General features: G+C 67.4%; 14 protein-coding genes. 9 read left to right on the plus strand and 5 right to left on the minus strand.

Annotated features, from left to right (window positions below; translation table 11 throughout):
• Nucleotides 1-20 precede the first annotated feature (20 nt).
• The 5 genes from RWQ91_RS09710 (at nucleotide 21) to RWQ91_RS09730 (ending at nucleotide 4,904) form a co-directional block, all read left to right on the plus strand.
• Nucleotides 21-611 carry a hypothetical protein gene (locus RWQ91_RS09710; RefSeq protein WP_314505385.1) on the plus strand — a complete coding sequence of 197 codons (591 nt, stop codon included), beginning with the start codon at nucleotides 21-23 and terminating at the stop codon, nucleotides 609-611.
• On the plus strand, nucleotides 608-1,366 hold the full coding sequence (locus RWQ91_RS09715; RefSeq protein ID WP_314505387.1) for a demethylmenaquinone methyltransferase: 759 nt from the start codon (nucleotides 608-610) through the stop codon (nucleotides 1,364-1,366). Before RWQ91_RS09710 ends, RWQ91_RS09715 begins: the two co-directional genes overlap by 4 nt.
• A complete protein-coding gene (locus RWQ91_RS09720) occupies nucleotides 1,363-2,418 on the plus strand; it encodes a polyprenyl synthetase family protein (protein ID WP_314505388.1) in 1,056 nt (351 codons plus the stop codon). The genes RWQ91_RS09715 and RWQ91_RS09720 overlap by 4 nt, the downstream gene beginning before the upstream one ends.
• 59 nt (nucleotides 2,419-2,477) lie before the next feature.
• On the plus strand, nucleotides 2,478-3,851 hold the full coding sequence (locus RWQ91_RS09725; RefSeq protein WP_314505390.1) for an FAD-dependent oxidoreductase: 1,374 nt from the start codon (nucleotides 2,478-2,480) through the stop codon (nucleotides 3,849-3,851).
• Between the two features lie 189 nt (nucleotides 3,852-4,040).
• Nucleotides 4,041-4,904, plus strand: coding sequence for a DUF559 domain-containing protein (locus tag RWQ91_RS09730; protein ID WP_314505391.1), 864 nt, complete (start codon nucleotides 4,041-4,043; stop codon nucleotides 4,902-4,904).
• 104 nt (nucleotides 4,905-5,008) lie between these two features.
• Here RWQ91_RS09730 and RWQ91_RS09735 read toward each other — a convergent pair whose 3' ends face one another.
• Nucleotides 5,009-6,670 carry an alkaline phosphatase D family protein gene (locus RWQ91_RS09735; RefSeq protein WP_314505392.1) on the minus strand — a complete coding sequence of 554 codons (1,662 nt, stop codon included), beginning with the start codon at nucleotides 6,668-6,670 and terminating at the stop codon, nucleotides 5,009-5,011.
• Nucleotides 6,671-6,742: 72 nt separating this feature from the next.
• Between RWQ91_RS09735 and RWQ91_RS09740 the strand changes: the two genes are divergently transcribed.
• Nucleotides 6,743-6,961 carry a hypothetical protein gene (locus tag RWQ91_RS09740; RefSeq protein ID WP_314505394.1) on the plus strand — a complete coding sequence of 73 codons (219 nt, stop codon included), beginning with the start codon at nucleotides 6,743-6,745 and terminating at the stop codon, nucleotides 6,959-6,961.
• 4 nt (nucleotides 6,962-6,965) lie between these two features.
• Here RWQ91_RS09740 and RWQ91_RS09745 read toward each other — a convergent pair whose 3' ends face one another.
• The 4 genes from RWQ91_RS09745 to RWQ91_RS09760 all read right to left on the minus strand — a co-directional run bounded on the left by RWQ91_RS09745 (nucleotide 6,966) and on the right by RWQ91_RS09760 (nucleotide 8,857).
• Nucleotides 6,966-7,673 (minus strand): hypothetical protein, encoded by a 708-nt coding sequence (locus RWQ91_RS09745; protein ID WP_314505396.1) that lies wholly within the window; start codon nucleotides 7,671-7,673, stop codon nucleotides 6,966-6,968.
• A 54-nt stretch (nucleotides 7,674-7,727) separates the two neighbouring features.
• Nucleotides 7,728-7,976 (minus strand): DUF3072 domain-containing protein, encoded by a 249-nt coding sequence (locus RWQ91_RS09750; RefSeq protein ID WP_314505400.1) that lies wholly within the window; start codon nucleotides 7,974-7,976, stop codon nucleotides 7,728-7,730.
• Between the two features lie 65 nt (nucleotides 7,977-8,041).
• Entirely contained in the window at nucleotides 8,042-8,287 is a 246-nt protein-coding gene (locus RWQ91_RS09755) for a hypothetical protein (protein WP_314505403.1), read from the minus strand.
• Between the two features lie 81 nt (nucleotides 8,288-8,368).
• Nucleotides 8,369-8,857, minus strand: a complete 489-nt coding sequence (locus RWQ91_RS09760; protein WP_314505406.1) for a YajQ family cyclic di-GMP-binding protein — start codon at nucleotides 8,855-8,857, stop codon at nucleotides 8,369-8,371.
• A gap of 271 nt (nucleotides 8,858-9,128) precedes the next feature.
• Between RWQ91_RS09760 and RWQ91_RS09765 the strand changes: the two genes are divergently transcribed.
• The 3 genes from RWQ91_RS09765 (at nucleotide 9,129) to RWQ91_RS09775 (ending at nucleotide 13,089) form a co-directional block, all read left to right on the plus strand.
• Nucleotides 9,129-10,385 (plus strand): maltose ABC transporter substrate-binding protein, encoded by a 1,257-nt coding sequence (locus RWQ91_RS09765; protein WP_314505409.1) that lies wholly within the window; start codon nucleotides 9,129-9,131, stop codon nucleotides 10,383-10,385.
• A gap of 92 nt (nucleotides 10,386-10,477) precedes the next feature.
• A complete protein-coding gene (locus RWQ91_RS09770) occupies nucleotides 10,478-12,085 on the plus strand; it encodes an ABC transporter permease subunit (RefSeq protein WP_314505411.1) in 1,608 nt (535 codons plus the stop codon).
• Nucleotides 12,085-13,089, plus strand: a complete 1,005-nt coding sequence (locus RWQ91_RS09775; RefSeq protein ID WP_314505414.1) for a sugar ABC transporter permease — start codon at nucleotides 12,085-12,087, stop codon at nucleotides 13,087-13,089. The genes RWQ91_RS09770 and RWQ91_RS09775 overlap by 1 nt, the downstream gene beginning before the upstream one ends.
• Nucleotides 13,090-13,092: the final 3 nt, after the last annotated feature.

Raw genomic sequence — 13,092 nt, forward strand, 5'->3', positions numbered from 1 at the left:
CCGACATAAACTGGGGCGTGATGAGCACCCCGCCCCCGACACCGCCGGCTCGGCCCGAGCCGGGCACGCGCGTGCAGTTCCGGTGGCGAAAGTGGGACGGCGGACCGCATTGGGTGCACGACTGCGTGTACCTCGGCTCCGACCGCTGGGGCGACTGGTTCGGCCAGCGCGCCGGCTGGCGCAGCACCCGGCCCGAGCGCGACTATCTGGTCGGTGCCGACAACGTCACCCTCATGCCGCCGAGCGGGGACTACGCACTCACGGTGAACGTCGCGCCGCCGGCCACCTACCGGGTCTACATCGACCTCGGCTGGGACCTGCGGTGGGCGGAGCGCGACGGCGCCCTGGAGCCGACCGGCATCGACATGGATCTGGACGTCGTCAACGCCGTCGACGGCCGCGGCATCTGGATCGACGACCGGGACGAATGGGACGAGCACCGCGTCTCGTATGGATACCCGCTCGAGGTCGTCGGCAAGCTGGAAGCGCTCGCGGTCGACCTCGAGAAGCGTGTCCGAGACGGCGTCGCCCCGTTCGACGACGCCACCGCGGACGCGTGGCTGGAACGCCTCGCCGCCCTGGACCTCGCCGAACCGGGGGTGCAGGCGTGAATGCCGATCACGGGAACAACCGGGCCGACCTGCACAAGGACCCCGCCCGCGTGAGCGGCATGTTCGACCAGGTCGCCAAGAACTACGACCGCACCAACACGGTGCTGAGCATGGGCAACGACCGCATGTGGCGGGTCGCGACCACGCGCGCGGTGGCTCCCCGCCGCGGCCAGAGGATCCTCGACCTCGCCGCGGGCACGGGTGCGAGCTCGGTCGCGCTGGCCAAGAGCGGGGCCGAGGTCGTCGCCGCGGACTTCTCGCCCGGCATGATCGCCGAAGGGCAGCGCCGTCACGGTGCGCACGCGCCGGGCGGCGGCATCCCGAATCTCACTTTCATCGAGGCGGACGCCACGGCGCTGCCATTCGCCGACGACGAATTCGACACGGTGACGATGTCGTTCGGGCTGCGCAACGTCAACGAGCCCAAGAAGGCGCTGCGCGAACTCCTGCGGGTCGCCAAGCCCGGCGGGCGCCTGGTGATCTGCGAGTTCTCCCGGCCGCCGTCGCGCTCGTTCAACGGCCTGTACCGCTTCTACAACGACCGCGTGCTGCCCGTGGTCGCCAAGGCGGTGAGCTCGAACGCAGACGCGTACGACTACCTCAACGAGTCGATCCGCGACTGGCCCGATCAGCGCACGCTGGCGAACTGGATCCGCGAGGCCGGCTGGGTGAATGTCGCCCACCGCAACCTGTCGATGGGCATCGTCGCCCTGCACCGGGCGACCAAGCCCGCGGCCGGTAGGCTGAGCGGGTGACTCCCTCAGCGTCGGGCTCGCGGGTCGCGGGCAAGCTGGGCCTCACCGACCGCACTTTCGCCGGGAATCGATCCCGCAAGCTGCGCTCCGCCGTCAACGCGGGCCTCGCCGAAGTCGACCGCGTCCTGGCCGATGAGCTGCGCATGACCGATCAGATCGCCGACGCCGCCAGCCGCTATCTGTACGAGGCAGGCGGCAAGCGCGTCCGGCCCATGCTCGCCCTGATCACCGCGCAGCTGGGCGACGGTGCAGACGAGAACGTCATCCTCGGTGCGACAGCCCTGGAGATGACCCACCTGGGAACGCTGTACCACGACGACGTGATGGATGCCGCCGACAAGCGCCGCGGTGTGCCCAGTGCGCACGCCGTATGGGGCAACAGCGTCGCGATCCTCACCGGTGATCTGCTCTTCTCGCGTGCGAGCCAGATCATGGCCCGGCAGGGCGACCGGGCCATCCGGCTGCAGGCCGACACGTTCGAGCGACTCGTCCTCGGTCAGATGCACGAGACCGTCGGTCCGCAGGACGGTGAGGACCGAGTGGCGTTCTACCTGAAGGTGCTCTCCGACAAGACCGGTTCCCTCATCGCAGCCGCCGCCCAGGCTGGCATCATCTTCTCCAACGGACCTGCGGAGTTCGAGCAGCCGGTCGTGGCCTACGGCGAGAAGGTCGGCGTCGCGTTCCAGCTGCTGGATGACGTCATCGATCTCTCCGACGATCCGACCGAGACCGGAAAGGTTCCGGGCACCGACCTGCGCGCGGGTGTGCCCACGATGCCGTACCTCGTGCTCGGACAGCGCACGGATGCGGCATCGGTCGCCCTCCGCGTGCGCATCGACGCAGGCGTCGAGCAGATCGCCGCCGGCGCCGACCCCGCGATCCTCGATGACGAACTGGCCGAGCTGCGACAGCACGACGCCACCCAGGCCACCCTGGACCTCGCGCATGCGTGGTCGAGCGAAGCCGTCGAGGCGCTCGCCCCGCTGCCGGACGGAGCGGTGCGCGAGGCGCTCACCCGTTTCGCCGAGGCCGTCGCGGACCGTTCCAGCTGACCCATCGGTCGCCGAGCGTGTCGCAGCGCCGCGCGCTACCGTGACCCGAAAGGACCCTCATGACCAAGCTCAGGCTGGCCATCGTCGGTGCAGGACCGGCCGGCATCTACGCCGCCGACATCCTGTTGAAGGCCGAGCGCAAGTTCGACGTCTCGATCGACCTGTTCGAGCAGCTGCCCGCGCCGTACGGCCTGGTCCGCTACGGGGTCGCGCCCGACCACCCGCGCATCAAGGGCATCGTCACTGCCCTGCGGGAGGTGCTCGACCGCGGCGACATCCGCCTGTTCGGCAACGTCCGCTTCGGCGAGGACATCACGCTGGAAGACCTCAAGCGCCATTACAACGCGGTGATCTTCGCGACCGGCGCGATCCGCGACGCCGGCCTGGACATCCCGGGCATCGACGCGATCGGCTCGTACGGCGCGGCGGATTTCGTCAGCTGGTTCGACGGCCACCCCGACGTCCCGCGCGAGTGGCCCTTGGATGCCGCATCCGTCGCCGTCATCGGAAACGGCAACGTCGCGCTCGACGTGTCGCGCATGCTGGCCAAGCATGCGGAGGACCTGCTGCCGACCGAGGTCCCCGAGAACGTCTACCGCGGTCTCGCGTCGAGCGCCGTCACTGATGTGCACGTCTTCGGACGCCGTGGTCCCGCTCAGGTGAAGTTCACGCCGCTCGAGCTGCGCGAGCTCGGCGAGCTGCGGGACGTCGACATGGTCGTCTACGACGAGGACTTCGACTACGACGATGCCTCGCGGGCGGCGATCGCCAGCAACAAGCAGGTCATGGTGATCGACCGAGTGCTGCAGGCCTGGCGCAAGCGCCCGTCGGTCAACAACGCCGGGGGAGAGGCATCCCGTCGCCTTCACCTGCACTTCTACGCCAAGCCGCTCGAGGTCGTCGCCGACGACGACGGCCGCGTCGCGGCGTTCCGGTGGGAGCGCACGCGACCGGACGGCGAGGGCGGAGTGATCGGCACGGGCGAGATCCGCGAGGTTCCCATCCAGGCGATCTATCGCGCCGTCGGATACTTCGGCTCGCCCCTTCCCGGCGTCCCGTTCGACAAGCGCCACGGCGTGATCCCGAACCACGAGGGCCAGGCGCTGCGGAAGGACTCGAACGACCGGGTTCCCGGCGTCTACGCGACGGGCTGGATCAAGCGCGGACCGGTCGGCCTGATCGGTCACACCAAATCGGACGCCATGGAGACGGTGCGCCACATCATCAACGACCAGGGCTCGTGGTGGCAGCCGGTGGATCCGTCCGAGGGGGCGATCCCTGGACTGCTCGCCGAGCGCGGCGTGCGCTGGACCGACCTGGAGGGCTGGCACCGTCTGGACGAGCACGAGGTCGCGCTCGGCGCGCCGCACGGACGGGCCCGCATCAAGGTCGTACCGCGCGACGAGATGGTGGACGTCTCGCGCGCGGAGTAGCGCTGTCGTTCTGAACCGGAGGGGATGCGCAAGACGGAGGATGAGATCCGGCGTATCGGCCCTCCCGTTTGCGCATCTCCTCCGTTTCGCACGGCGTCGCCTCCTCCCCAGCCCTGCTGCCACCCGCGTTCGGCACGGCAGCACCGTCGCAGCGGATGGCGGTGTTGTCGAGTCGCCAAGGTCGATGACATGCCTGTGGAACGGGATGCTGCGGCAGCGCGGACGGAAGCGATTCGGGATGCGGTCGCTCTGGCTGGTGGAGTGGTGCGGGTGCGTGTCCTCGTCGATGCGGGATGGAGCAGAGGGGCGATCGGTCAGGCTCTCCACGCTGAAGCGATCCTGCGTGTCCGCAACGGCTGGGTGCGCACGCCCGGCGCAGATCCGAACCTGGTCGCCGCAGCGCGTCACGGTGTCGTTCTCTCCTGCATCACGCAGGCACGCCGAAGGGGATTATGGGTCCTCGAGGACGAATCCCTGCACGTCGCGGCGCCCGCCCATGCCAGTCGGGTCGGACCCGTCGCCGCGGTCGTGCACTGGTCGCGCCCGCTCGTGCCGCGGCATCCGAACATCCTCGTCGACCCCGTCGAGAACGTGGTCGGGCTGGTGGCAACGTGCCGGCCGTTCGAGGTCGCGCTGGCCATCTGGGAGTCCGCGCTCAACAAGGGCCTCGTCGACCTGCAGGCGCTTCGCCGGATGAACCTTCCGCCCGCTGCCCGCCAGCTCGCCCAGCAGGTCACACCGTTCGCCGACTCAGGGTTGGAATCCTTCGCGGTGCGCCGGCTGAGGTGGCTGAAGCTGCCGCTTCGCCGACAGGTCTGGATCGCCCGGCGGCGCGTAGACCTGCTGATCGGCGAACGCCTCGTGCTGCAGATCGACGGTGGACACCACGTCGGTCGCCAGCGCGAAACGGACATCGCCCACGATGCGGCGCTGATGCTCCTCGGGTACCACGTGATACGCGTCGGATACGGCCAGATGATCGATCGGTGGCACGAGGTTCAGGACACCATCATGCGCGCCGTCGCGCAGGGGATGCACCGGGCGGGAGCTTGAGTGCGCGCACCGGAGGAGATGCGCGGAGCGGAGGATGAAATCCGGCGTACCGGCCCTCCGGTTTGCGCATCTCCTCCGTATCGTGCGGCGCCTCGAACGAGCAATCAGGCGGCTGAGCCGCGCGGCGCCACCACGATCCGCGAGACCTCCTCCATCCGCGGATGCCGTTCATCGTGCTCGACGACGCCCTTGTGCCACGTGAGCTCGAGGCCTTGCGGCGAGTCCTGGAGCACCGACAGGTTGTTGTCGAACCATGGCCCCTTCAGCGTCGACCAGCCGAAGGGCGGGTCCGGCACCTTCGCCGAGCGGGCGACGATGGCACCTACGGGTCGGGCCAGTCCATAGGACATCACCACCGAGAACCACCGCATCAGGATGGGGAGCGGATTGCGCACCGGGGAGCACACCGCCTGCACGATCCGACCGCCCCCCTCGCGATCGACCTCAGCGATGTAGGAGAAGTGCACGTCGCCGGAGAGGAACATGACCGTCTCGGGTGAGGAGCCGCGCTTGCCGTCGGCGATGTCGGTCACGATCCGGGCGAGGGACTGGAAGCTGTTCTGCCACGCTGCCCAGTGCTCGAGATCGACCATCTGGCGCAGGCGCTCGCCGATTTGCGCCGCCGCCCGGCCCCAGGCTCCCTGCGAGATCGCCTCATCCCACGCCTCGACGTGATGCAGCCCGATCGGCAGCAGAAAGGGGAGCGAAGTGGCGATGAGCAGGTGACGGATGCCGCCCTCCAGCTGTCCATCCAGCCACTCCCACTCCGTCGAGTCGACGAGCGCTCGCGCGGTGGGAGTGAGGTCGCGCGCCGCGCGGGAATCCACCACGACCAGGCGGATGTCGCCGAAGTCCCGGCGGTAGCTGAAACTGTAGGTCCGCGGTTCCTGGTCGACCCGCGCGGCGAAGGCATCCAGGGTTTCGGTGAGATCCAGTTCTTCGGGGCCGGAATGCCCGGCGACGAGCTGCCAGATCTCGTCCTGAGCGCGCGCCGACGGCGAGAGGTTGCCGAGGTGCTGATACACCCAGTACGAGGCCAGACCGGCCACGATGCGGCCATGCCACCACGAGGTCGCCTCCATCTGCTTCTTCCAGTCCAGAGACGCGTTCCAGTCGTCGCGGACGTCGTGATCGTCGAAGATCATGGTGCTCGGCAGGGTCGAGAGCAGCCAGCGGTTGGCGTCGTCCGACCAGGCGAGGCTGTACAGATGCGCGTACTCCTCGTAGTCCTTCAGCTCCTTGCCGGGCGGTTCGTGGATGTCGCGCCGGCTGCGGATGAATTCCTGCATGGCCTCCGTCGTCATGTCGGCATAGACCTGATCGCCCAACAGGAGGATGAGGTCTGGCCGCAGTGATTCGTCCTCGCTCAGCGCGAGGGCGAAGGTGCGCATCGCGTCGACGCCGTGGCTGCGGTTGCCGGCCGCGTCGTGATCGACGCTCGTGCGGCAGGACCCCCACGCCATGCGCAGACGGCGCTGCGGGGACAGGGTGGCGATGACCGGGTGCGGCAGCGGCGAATCGACCTCCGGCCACACGCCCTCGCCGTTGACGAAGACCCGGTAGGGCAGCACCGAACCGGGAGCGAGGCCGTCGACCTCGACGAGGGCGTAGTGATGCCCGTGAACGATGAAAGTGCGAGAGGTCCATTCCCGATCGTCGGCGCGCACCGCGACCACTGCTTCCTCCGCGGTTTCGACCCACACCGATGCGCTGGTCTCGTCGGTATGACGCAGCATCGGTCCGAGGAGGAGGGGTGGGGACGCCATGACTTCATGTCTAGCGCGCGCAACCGACGCACGCCATCACCTCAGCCGCAGTGTCGATCGAAACGCCCCGGGATGCCGTGGGCCGACACCGTCCTGGTGGTGGACGACATCGCGCGCGCCGCGCTGCGGCTCGGCGACGCTGTGACCGTCGAGCGGATCGCGGGCGCTCTGCACGACATCTTCCTGTCGCGCGCGGACGCCCGCGACATCGCCTACGAGCGACTCGACCGCTGGGTGATGGGTTCGCTCGGCACGAAGCGCCTGCCCCTCGCACCGGGCACCTACGTGTGAGGACTCACGACCGCCGGAACGGCGCCGGCCCGGGGGGTGTCGTTCTGCGGGGGATGTACCGGCGCCAGGTGCCGCGATAACCCGTTCCCGAGTAGAACCCCAGCGCGACCAGGACCGCGAGCCCGACCACGACGCCGAGCGTGATCGCCCAGCCGATGGAGCCGCCGGCGGCAACCGTGATCGCACCGGCGAAGAGGCCGAACACGCACGCGTCCACGACGAACAGCAGCAGCGACGAACTGCCCAGCAGGTGGCTGGCGTTGCGGGTGCGCAGAAACGAATACGTCCGCTGCATCCCGGGCTCGTCATCGTAGGTCGAGGCGAGGAAGTACTCCTGGATGCCGGGATCGAGGTCGACGTAGGCACCCCGCAGCCTGTTCATCGCGACGACATACATCATGTCCTCCTCCGACACGTTCATCACACGGATGACGGTCAGCAGGCCGATCAGGCAGAGGAAAGCGAGGATCGCCAGCATCGCCGGCGTGAACCACCCGTCGAATCCGGATGCCTGACCCAGCAGCCCGATCGTGATCAGGCCGGCCGAGACGAGCGTCAGGAAGATCGTGATGCGTGTGAGCACTTCGCTCTGCGCTGTGCTGCGAGCGGCGAGCAGGCCCCAGTGCTCGGTGGCGAGCATCTGCGCGCGACGGCCGAGCGCGGCATCCGGTTGTGTCACTGGGTCGGGCTCGCTCGCGCCTGGCTCGGTCATGCCTGACATTGTGCACCCGGCCGGCCGGTGGCGACAGGCCGGGTGACGCGGACTCTAGGCGTCGGTCGAAGAGTCCCGACCGGTCTTCGCCTGGAGCCGCTCGATGTGCTCGGACGCTTCGGCTTTCGTCAGATCCGCGGAGATCTCCTCGCCGGCCTCGCGGGCGAGTGTGTCGAGATAGCTGCGCTGCGGGGCGGTCATCGGCTCATCGCCGGTGACCCAGTCGGAAGGATCCTTGGCGGCGGGATTGTCGGTCGAGGCGGTGGCGCCCAGGACGTTGTCGGTGTGATCTGTATCGGACATGTGTTCGAGGCTACGACCGGCCGGCGACCTCTTGCCGGGGGTTGACAACCCCGCCTGACAGAGCCTTATTCGCTCGGCCCCGCGATCTCACCCGCTGCGATCGCATCGGCGTACTTGCGCAGATCCGGACCGGGCTCGTAGTCGATGAAGCGGTCTTTGAGTCGGGCGTTGAGCTCGGCGAACGCGTCATCCGACGACCCTCCGCCGTGGGCTCCCGCGACGGCGAGCACCGCTTCTCGCAGGACTCGGTCCGAATCGTCGAGGATCTTCGCGCGGGCCTGTTCGTTCCAGCGGATCTCAGCAGCGTCCATGCCGCGACCATAGCCGCGGAGATCGACCGCGAGCACGGGGTTGATCCCGGAGGGACGATGTGGTGAGGTGCAGGCCCTGCGCTACCGGTAGTTGATGAACTGCAGGTCCACCTCGAGGTCGGCGGCCTTGAGCAGTCGCTGCACTTCCTGGAGGTCATCGCGGCTCTTGGACTGCACGCGGAGCTCGTCCCCCTGGATCTGCGACTTCACGCCCTTCGGCCCTTCGTCGCGGATGATCTTGCCGATCTTCTTGGCGTTCTCCTGAGAGATGCCGTCCTTGATCGTGGAGGTGATGCGATACTCCTTGCTGCCCGCGACGGGATCACCCGACTCCAGGCTCTTGAGCGAGATGCCCCTCTTGACGAGCTTGGACTGGAAGACGTCGAGCACTGCCTTGGCGCGCTCTTCGGTGCTCGCCTTGATCAGCACCGCCTCGCCGCTCCACTCGATCGACGCGCCCGTGCCCTTGAAGTCGTAGCGCTGCTCGACCTCCTTGCGGGCCTGCTGCAGGGCGTTGTCCGCCTCCTGGTGGTCGACTTTGCTCACGATGTCGAAGGAAGAATCAGCCATGCCCGGAAGTCTAATCCCGCCTCCCACCGGCGCCCGCGTGACCGTCGGCATGTAAGCGCTTGCACACATCGGCGCCCGATGAGGCGACATCATGAGCCGGGAAGTCACAAACCCGTATCGATCGGGCCCGCGGAGTCTTGCGCTACGGGGGGATCATGGTAAAAATGTAAGCGCTTGCAGTTTCGCGAGCGACAGAGAACGGCCTCCAACGGTGCAGTGCACCGGCGTCGGCCGGTCACACCCCCTATTTGCACGTAAGAGAGGCACACCGATGAAGGTGAACAGGAAGAGCGCGATCGGCGTCGGGGCGCTCATCGCCGGCAGCATGATCCTGCTGGGCGGATGCGCCAGCGGCGGAAGCGACAACGGCGACAGCGGCGACAGCGGCGACAGCGCGGATTCGGCCCCCATCACGGTCTGGGTCGACATCGAGCGCAAGCCCGCCCTCGAAGATGTGGCCGCGAGCTTCACGGAAGAGACCGGCATCGATGTCAAGCTCGTGACGAAGGACTTCGCTACGGTCGACCAGGACTTCATCAGCCAGGTTCCGACCGGCAAGGGCCCCGACATCATCGTGAGCCCGCACGACAAGCTCGGCGCGTACGTCGCCGCCGGTGTCGTCGCGCCGCTCGAGCTGGGCGACGTCGCCGACGGTTTCGCCGAGGCGTCCATCCAGGCGATGACGTACGACGGCAAGGTCTACGGCGTGCCGTACTCGATCGAGAACGTGGCCCTCGTGCGCAACACCGACCTGGTGGCCCAGCCCGCGACGACCTTCGACGAGGTCATCGCCAACGGCAAGGCTGCCGGCACGCAGTACCCGTTCCTGGTGGGCCTGAGCCCCGAGCAGGGCGACCCGTACCACCTGTACCCGCTGCAGACCTCGTTCGGCTCGCAGGTGTTCGCTCAGAACGCCGACGGCAGCTACGACGCCTCGCAGCTCGTGCTCGGCGACGCAGCCGGTGAGGCCTTCGCCGGCTGGCTCGCGACGCAGGGCGCGACGGGCACCGGCGTGTTCAACGCGAACATCGACGGCGACAAGGCGCGCGAGTTCTTCGTGGCCGGGCAGTCCCCGTACTACCTGACCGGACCGTGGAACATCCCCGCGATCGCCGAGGCCGGCATCAACTACGCTGTCGACCCGCTTCCGAGCGCCGGTGGCCAGGAGGCCCGTCCGTTCGTCGGTGTGAACGGCTTCTTCCTCTCGAGCAAGTCGACCAACGCGCTGGCGGCGACGAACTTCATCGTCAACTACCTCAGCACCGAGGACGCGCAGCTCGCGCTGTACGAAGTGGGTGGGCGTCCGCCGGCACTGATCGCGGCATACGAGACGGCGGCGGCGGACAACCCCGACGTGCTCGCCTTCGGCGCGATCGGCCAGAAGGGCGCTCCGATGCCCTCCATCCCCGAGATGGGCGCCGTATGGTCCGACTGGGGCAACGCCGAGCTGCAGATCATCAAGGGTGAGGGTGGCGACCCGGCGACCGTCTGGGAGACGGCCGCGACCAACATCCAGGGCAAGATCTAGCACGCTGTAGGACCACGGGTGGGTGAGGCTGTTGCGGCCTCACCCACCTGTCTAATCTGTAGTCAGACACTGCGATGAAGGAGCGTCCCTCGATGGCGACCGACCAAGGCACCGTGAAGCCGAAAGGCGCCGCAGCTTCGAAGCCCTCCTCGTGGGGTGACGATCCCTTCCACAAGCCGGCTCGCCGGCTGACCTCGGGCGGCCTTCTCGCTCTCGTCGTCAAGATCGTGCTGCTGGGCATCATCGATGCCCTGACCGTCTTCGGCGTCTGGGTCCTGATCGCCAAGGGCGATTTCATCACCGCGGCGATCCTCGCGCTGGTGGTCATCGGCGTGAACTACGTGTACCTCCGACCGGGTCTCCTGCCCGGGAAGTACCTCACCCCGGGACTTGCCTTCCTCGCGATCTTCCAGGTCTTCGTGATCATCTACACCGGCTTCATCGCATTCACGAATGCCGGCGACGCGCACAACAGCACCAAAGACGACGCGATCGAGCAGATCATCAGCACGTCGCAGACCCGCGTGCCGGACTCGCCCGAGTACACCGTGCAGGTCTTCAAGCAGGCCGACCAGTTCGGCCTGCTCGTCGCCGAGCCTGGGGGAGATCTCAGTTTCGGTACGAGCGAGCAGCCGTTGGAATCGGTCAACGCAGCGCCCGACGGGTGGGACGAGCTGAACCTCAGCCAGGTCATCCGCTTCCAGGACGAAGTCCTTGCGGTCAACGTGCCGATCTCGGACGACATCAACGACGGCACACTGCGCACCTCGGACGGCCAGAAGGCCTATGTCTACGTGTCGAGCCTCGTCTACGACGAAGCGGCGGACACCTTCACGAACACAGACACGGGTCAGGTGTTCGTCGACGACGGAACCGGTGACTTCGCGGCGGAAGACGGGACGACCCTCACACCCGGCTGGCGCGTCGTGATCGGCTGGGACAACTTCGCGTATGCCTTCACGAACGACCAGATCCGCGATCCCCTCATCCGCGTGACGATCTGGACTTTCGCGTTCGCCGCGCTCTCCACCCTGGTCTGCTTCGCGCTCGGTCTGTTCCTGGCGATCGTGCTCAACCACCCGACCCTGCGCGGCAAGCGGATCTACCGCATCCTGGTGATCCTGCCCTACGCGTTCCCGGCATATCTGACCGGGCTGGTGTGGGCCGGCATGCTCAATCAGGAGTTCGGCTTCGTCAACCAGGTGCTGCTCGGCGGCGCGCAGATCCCCTGGCTCGCAGACCCCTGGCTCGCTCGATTCAGCGTGATCTTCGTCAACATGTGGCTCGGCTACGGGTACATGTTCCTCGTCTGCACCGGAGCGCTGCAGTCGCTGCCCGAGGACATCATCGAGGCCGGCAAGATGGACGGCGCGGGCGCCTGGCGCATCTTCCGCTCCGTCAAGCTGCCGCTGCTGTTCGTGGCCGTCGCCCCACTGCTGATCGCGACGTTCGCCTACAACTTCAACAACTTCGGCGTGATCTACATGCTCACCCGAGGCAATCCGCGCTTCACAGACACGACGCTGGACATCGGCGCCACCGACATCATGATCACGATGGTCTACAAAGTGGCGTTCGGCGGCGGTGGGGGGCGCGACCTCGGTCTCGCATCGGCACTGTCGATCCTGATCTTCATCATCGTGACGGTGGTCGCGGTGGTCAGCTTCCGGCAGACCAAGGCACTGGAGGACTTGAACTGATGAGCGAGAACGAGAACTCCACGCCATCGACTCGCCGCAATCCCGGCGGTGCGCCGGTCGCCGAGGTCGGCGCCGTCGGCATCAGAGAGGGCGTCATCTTCGGTCAGGCGAAGGATGGGGTGACGCCCGACGCCGTCCCTCATCGTCGGCAGTCCTTCAAGCGCTGGTTCATGGACACCGGATGGCGTCACATCATCGCCTGGGTGGCGATCGTGTTCGCGGTGTTCCCGCTGCTGTACATCCTCTCGGTCTCGCTCAACCCGGTCGGCACGCTGACCGGATCCAACCAGCTGTTCCGAGCGTTCGATCTCGGCAACTACCAGCGTCTCCTGACCGACCCCGACATCCCGTACCCGCGCTGGTACGCGAACTCGCTGCTCATCGCGATCGTCACGAGTGTGTTCACGGTGCTGCTGTGCGCGATGGGCGCCTATGCGTTCTCGCGCATGCGCTTCACGGGCCGCCGATTCGGGCTGATGACCCTGCTCGTCCTGCAGATGTTCCCGCAGCTCTTGGCGATCACCGCCATCTTCCTGCTCATGATCCAGATCAGCGACGTGTTCCCCGCCATCGGTCTCGGCACGCATGCGGGCCTGATCATGATCTACCTCGGCGGCGCACTGGGAGTGAACACGTTCCTGATGTACGGGTTCTTCAACACCGTGCCGACGGCGATCGACGAGGCCGCGAAGATCGACGGCGCCGGCCACGCGCGCGTGTTCTTCACGATCATGCTGCCGCTGGTGGTGCCGATCCTCGTCGTCATCGGTCTGCTGACCTTCATCGGCGTGATCGGTGAGTTCGCGATCGCGAGCGTCGTCCTGACCGACCCGAACCAGCAGACGGTCGCCATCGGCCTGTTCCAGCTCGTGTCGGGCTTCCAGTCGCAGAACTGGGGCATCTTCTGCGCCGGTGCAGTGCTGGCCGCGCTTCCCGTAATGGTCTTCTTCCTGGTCTCGCAGCGGTACATCGCCGGCGGCCTGGTGTCGGGCAGCGTCAAGTAGCGG

Source organism: uncultured Microbacterium sp., assembly GCF_963524805.1.
Lineage (GTDB): Bacteria > Actinomycetota > Actinomycetes > Actinomycetales > Microbacteriaceae > Microbacterium.

Excerpts from the sequence above, each read along its gene's own strand:
- RWQ91_RS09710 (WP_314505385.1), top strand. The coding sequence starts at position 21 with ATGAGCACCCCGCCCCCGACACCGCCGGCTCGGCCCGAGCCGGGCACG.
- RWQ91_RS09725 (WP_314505390.1), top strand. The coding sequence starts at position 2,478 with ATGACCAAGCTCAGGCTGGCCATCGTCGGTGCAGGACCGGCCGGCATC.
- RWQ91_RS09730 (WP_314505391.1), top strand. The coding sequence starts at position 4,041 with ATGCCTGTGGAACGGGATGCTGCGGCAGCGCGGACGGAAGCGATTCGG.
- RWQ91_RS09735 (WP_314505392.1), bottom strand. The coding sequence starts at position 6,670 with ATGGCGTCCCCACCCCTCCTCCTCGGACCGATGCTGCGTCATACCGAC.
- RWQ91_RS09740 (WP_314505394.1), top strand. The coding sequence starts at position 6,743 with ATGCCGTGGGCCGACACCGTCCTGGTGGTGGACGACATCGCGCGCGCC.
- RWQ91_RS09745 (WP_314505396.1), bottom strand. The coding sequence starts at position 7,673 with ATGACCGAGCCAGGCGCGAGCGAGCCCGACCCAGTGACACAACCGGAT.
- RWQ91_RS09750 (WP_314505400.1), bottom strand. The coding sequence starts at position 7,976 with ATGTCCGATACAGATCACACCGACAACGTCCTGGGCGCCACCGCCTCG.
- RWQ91_RS09755 (WP_314505403.1), bottom strand. The coding sequence starts at position 8,287 with ATGGACGCTGCTGAGATCCGCTGGAACGAACAGGCCCGCGCGAAGATC.
- RWQ91_RS09760 (WP_314505406.1), bottom strand. The coding sequence starts at position 8,857 with ATGGCTGATTCTTCCTTCGACATCGTGAGCAAAGTCGACCACCAGGAG.
- RWQ91_RS09765 (WP_314505409.1), top strand. The coding sequence starts at position 9,129 with ATGAAGGTGAACAGGAAGAGCGCGATCGGCGTCGGGGCGCTCATCGCC.
- RWQ91_RS09770 (WP_314505411.1), top strand. The coding sequence starts at position 10,478 with ATGGCGACCGACCAAGGCACCGTGAAGCCGAAAGGCGCCGCAGCTTCG.
- RWQ91_RS09775 (WP_314505414.1), top strand. The coding sequence starts at position 12,085 with ATGAGCGAGAACGAGAACTCCACGCCATCGACTCGCCGCAATCCCGGC.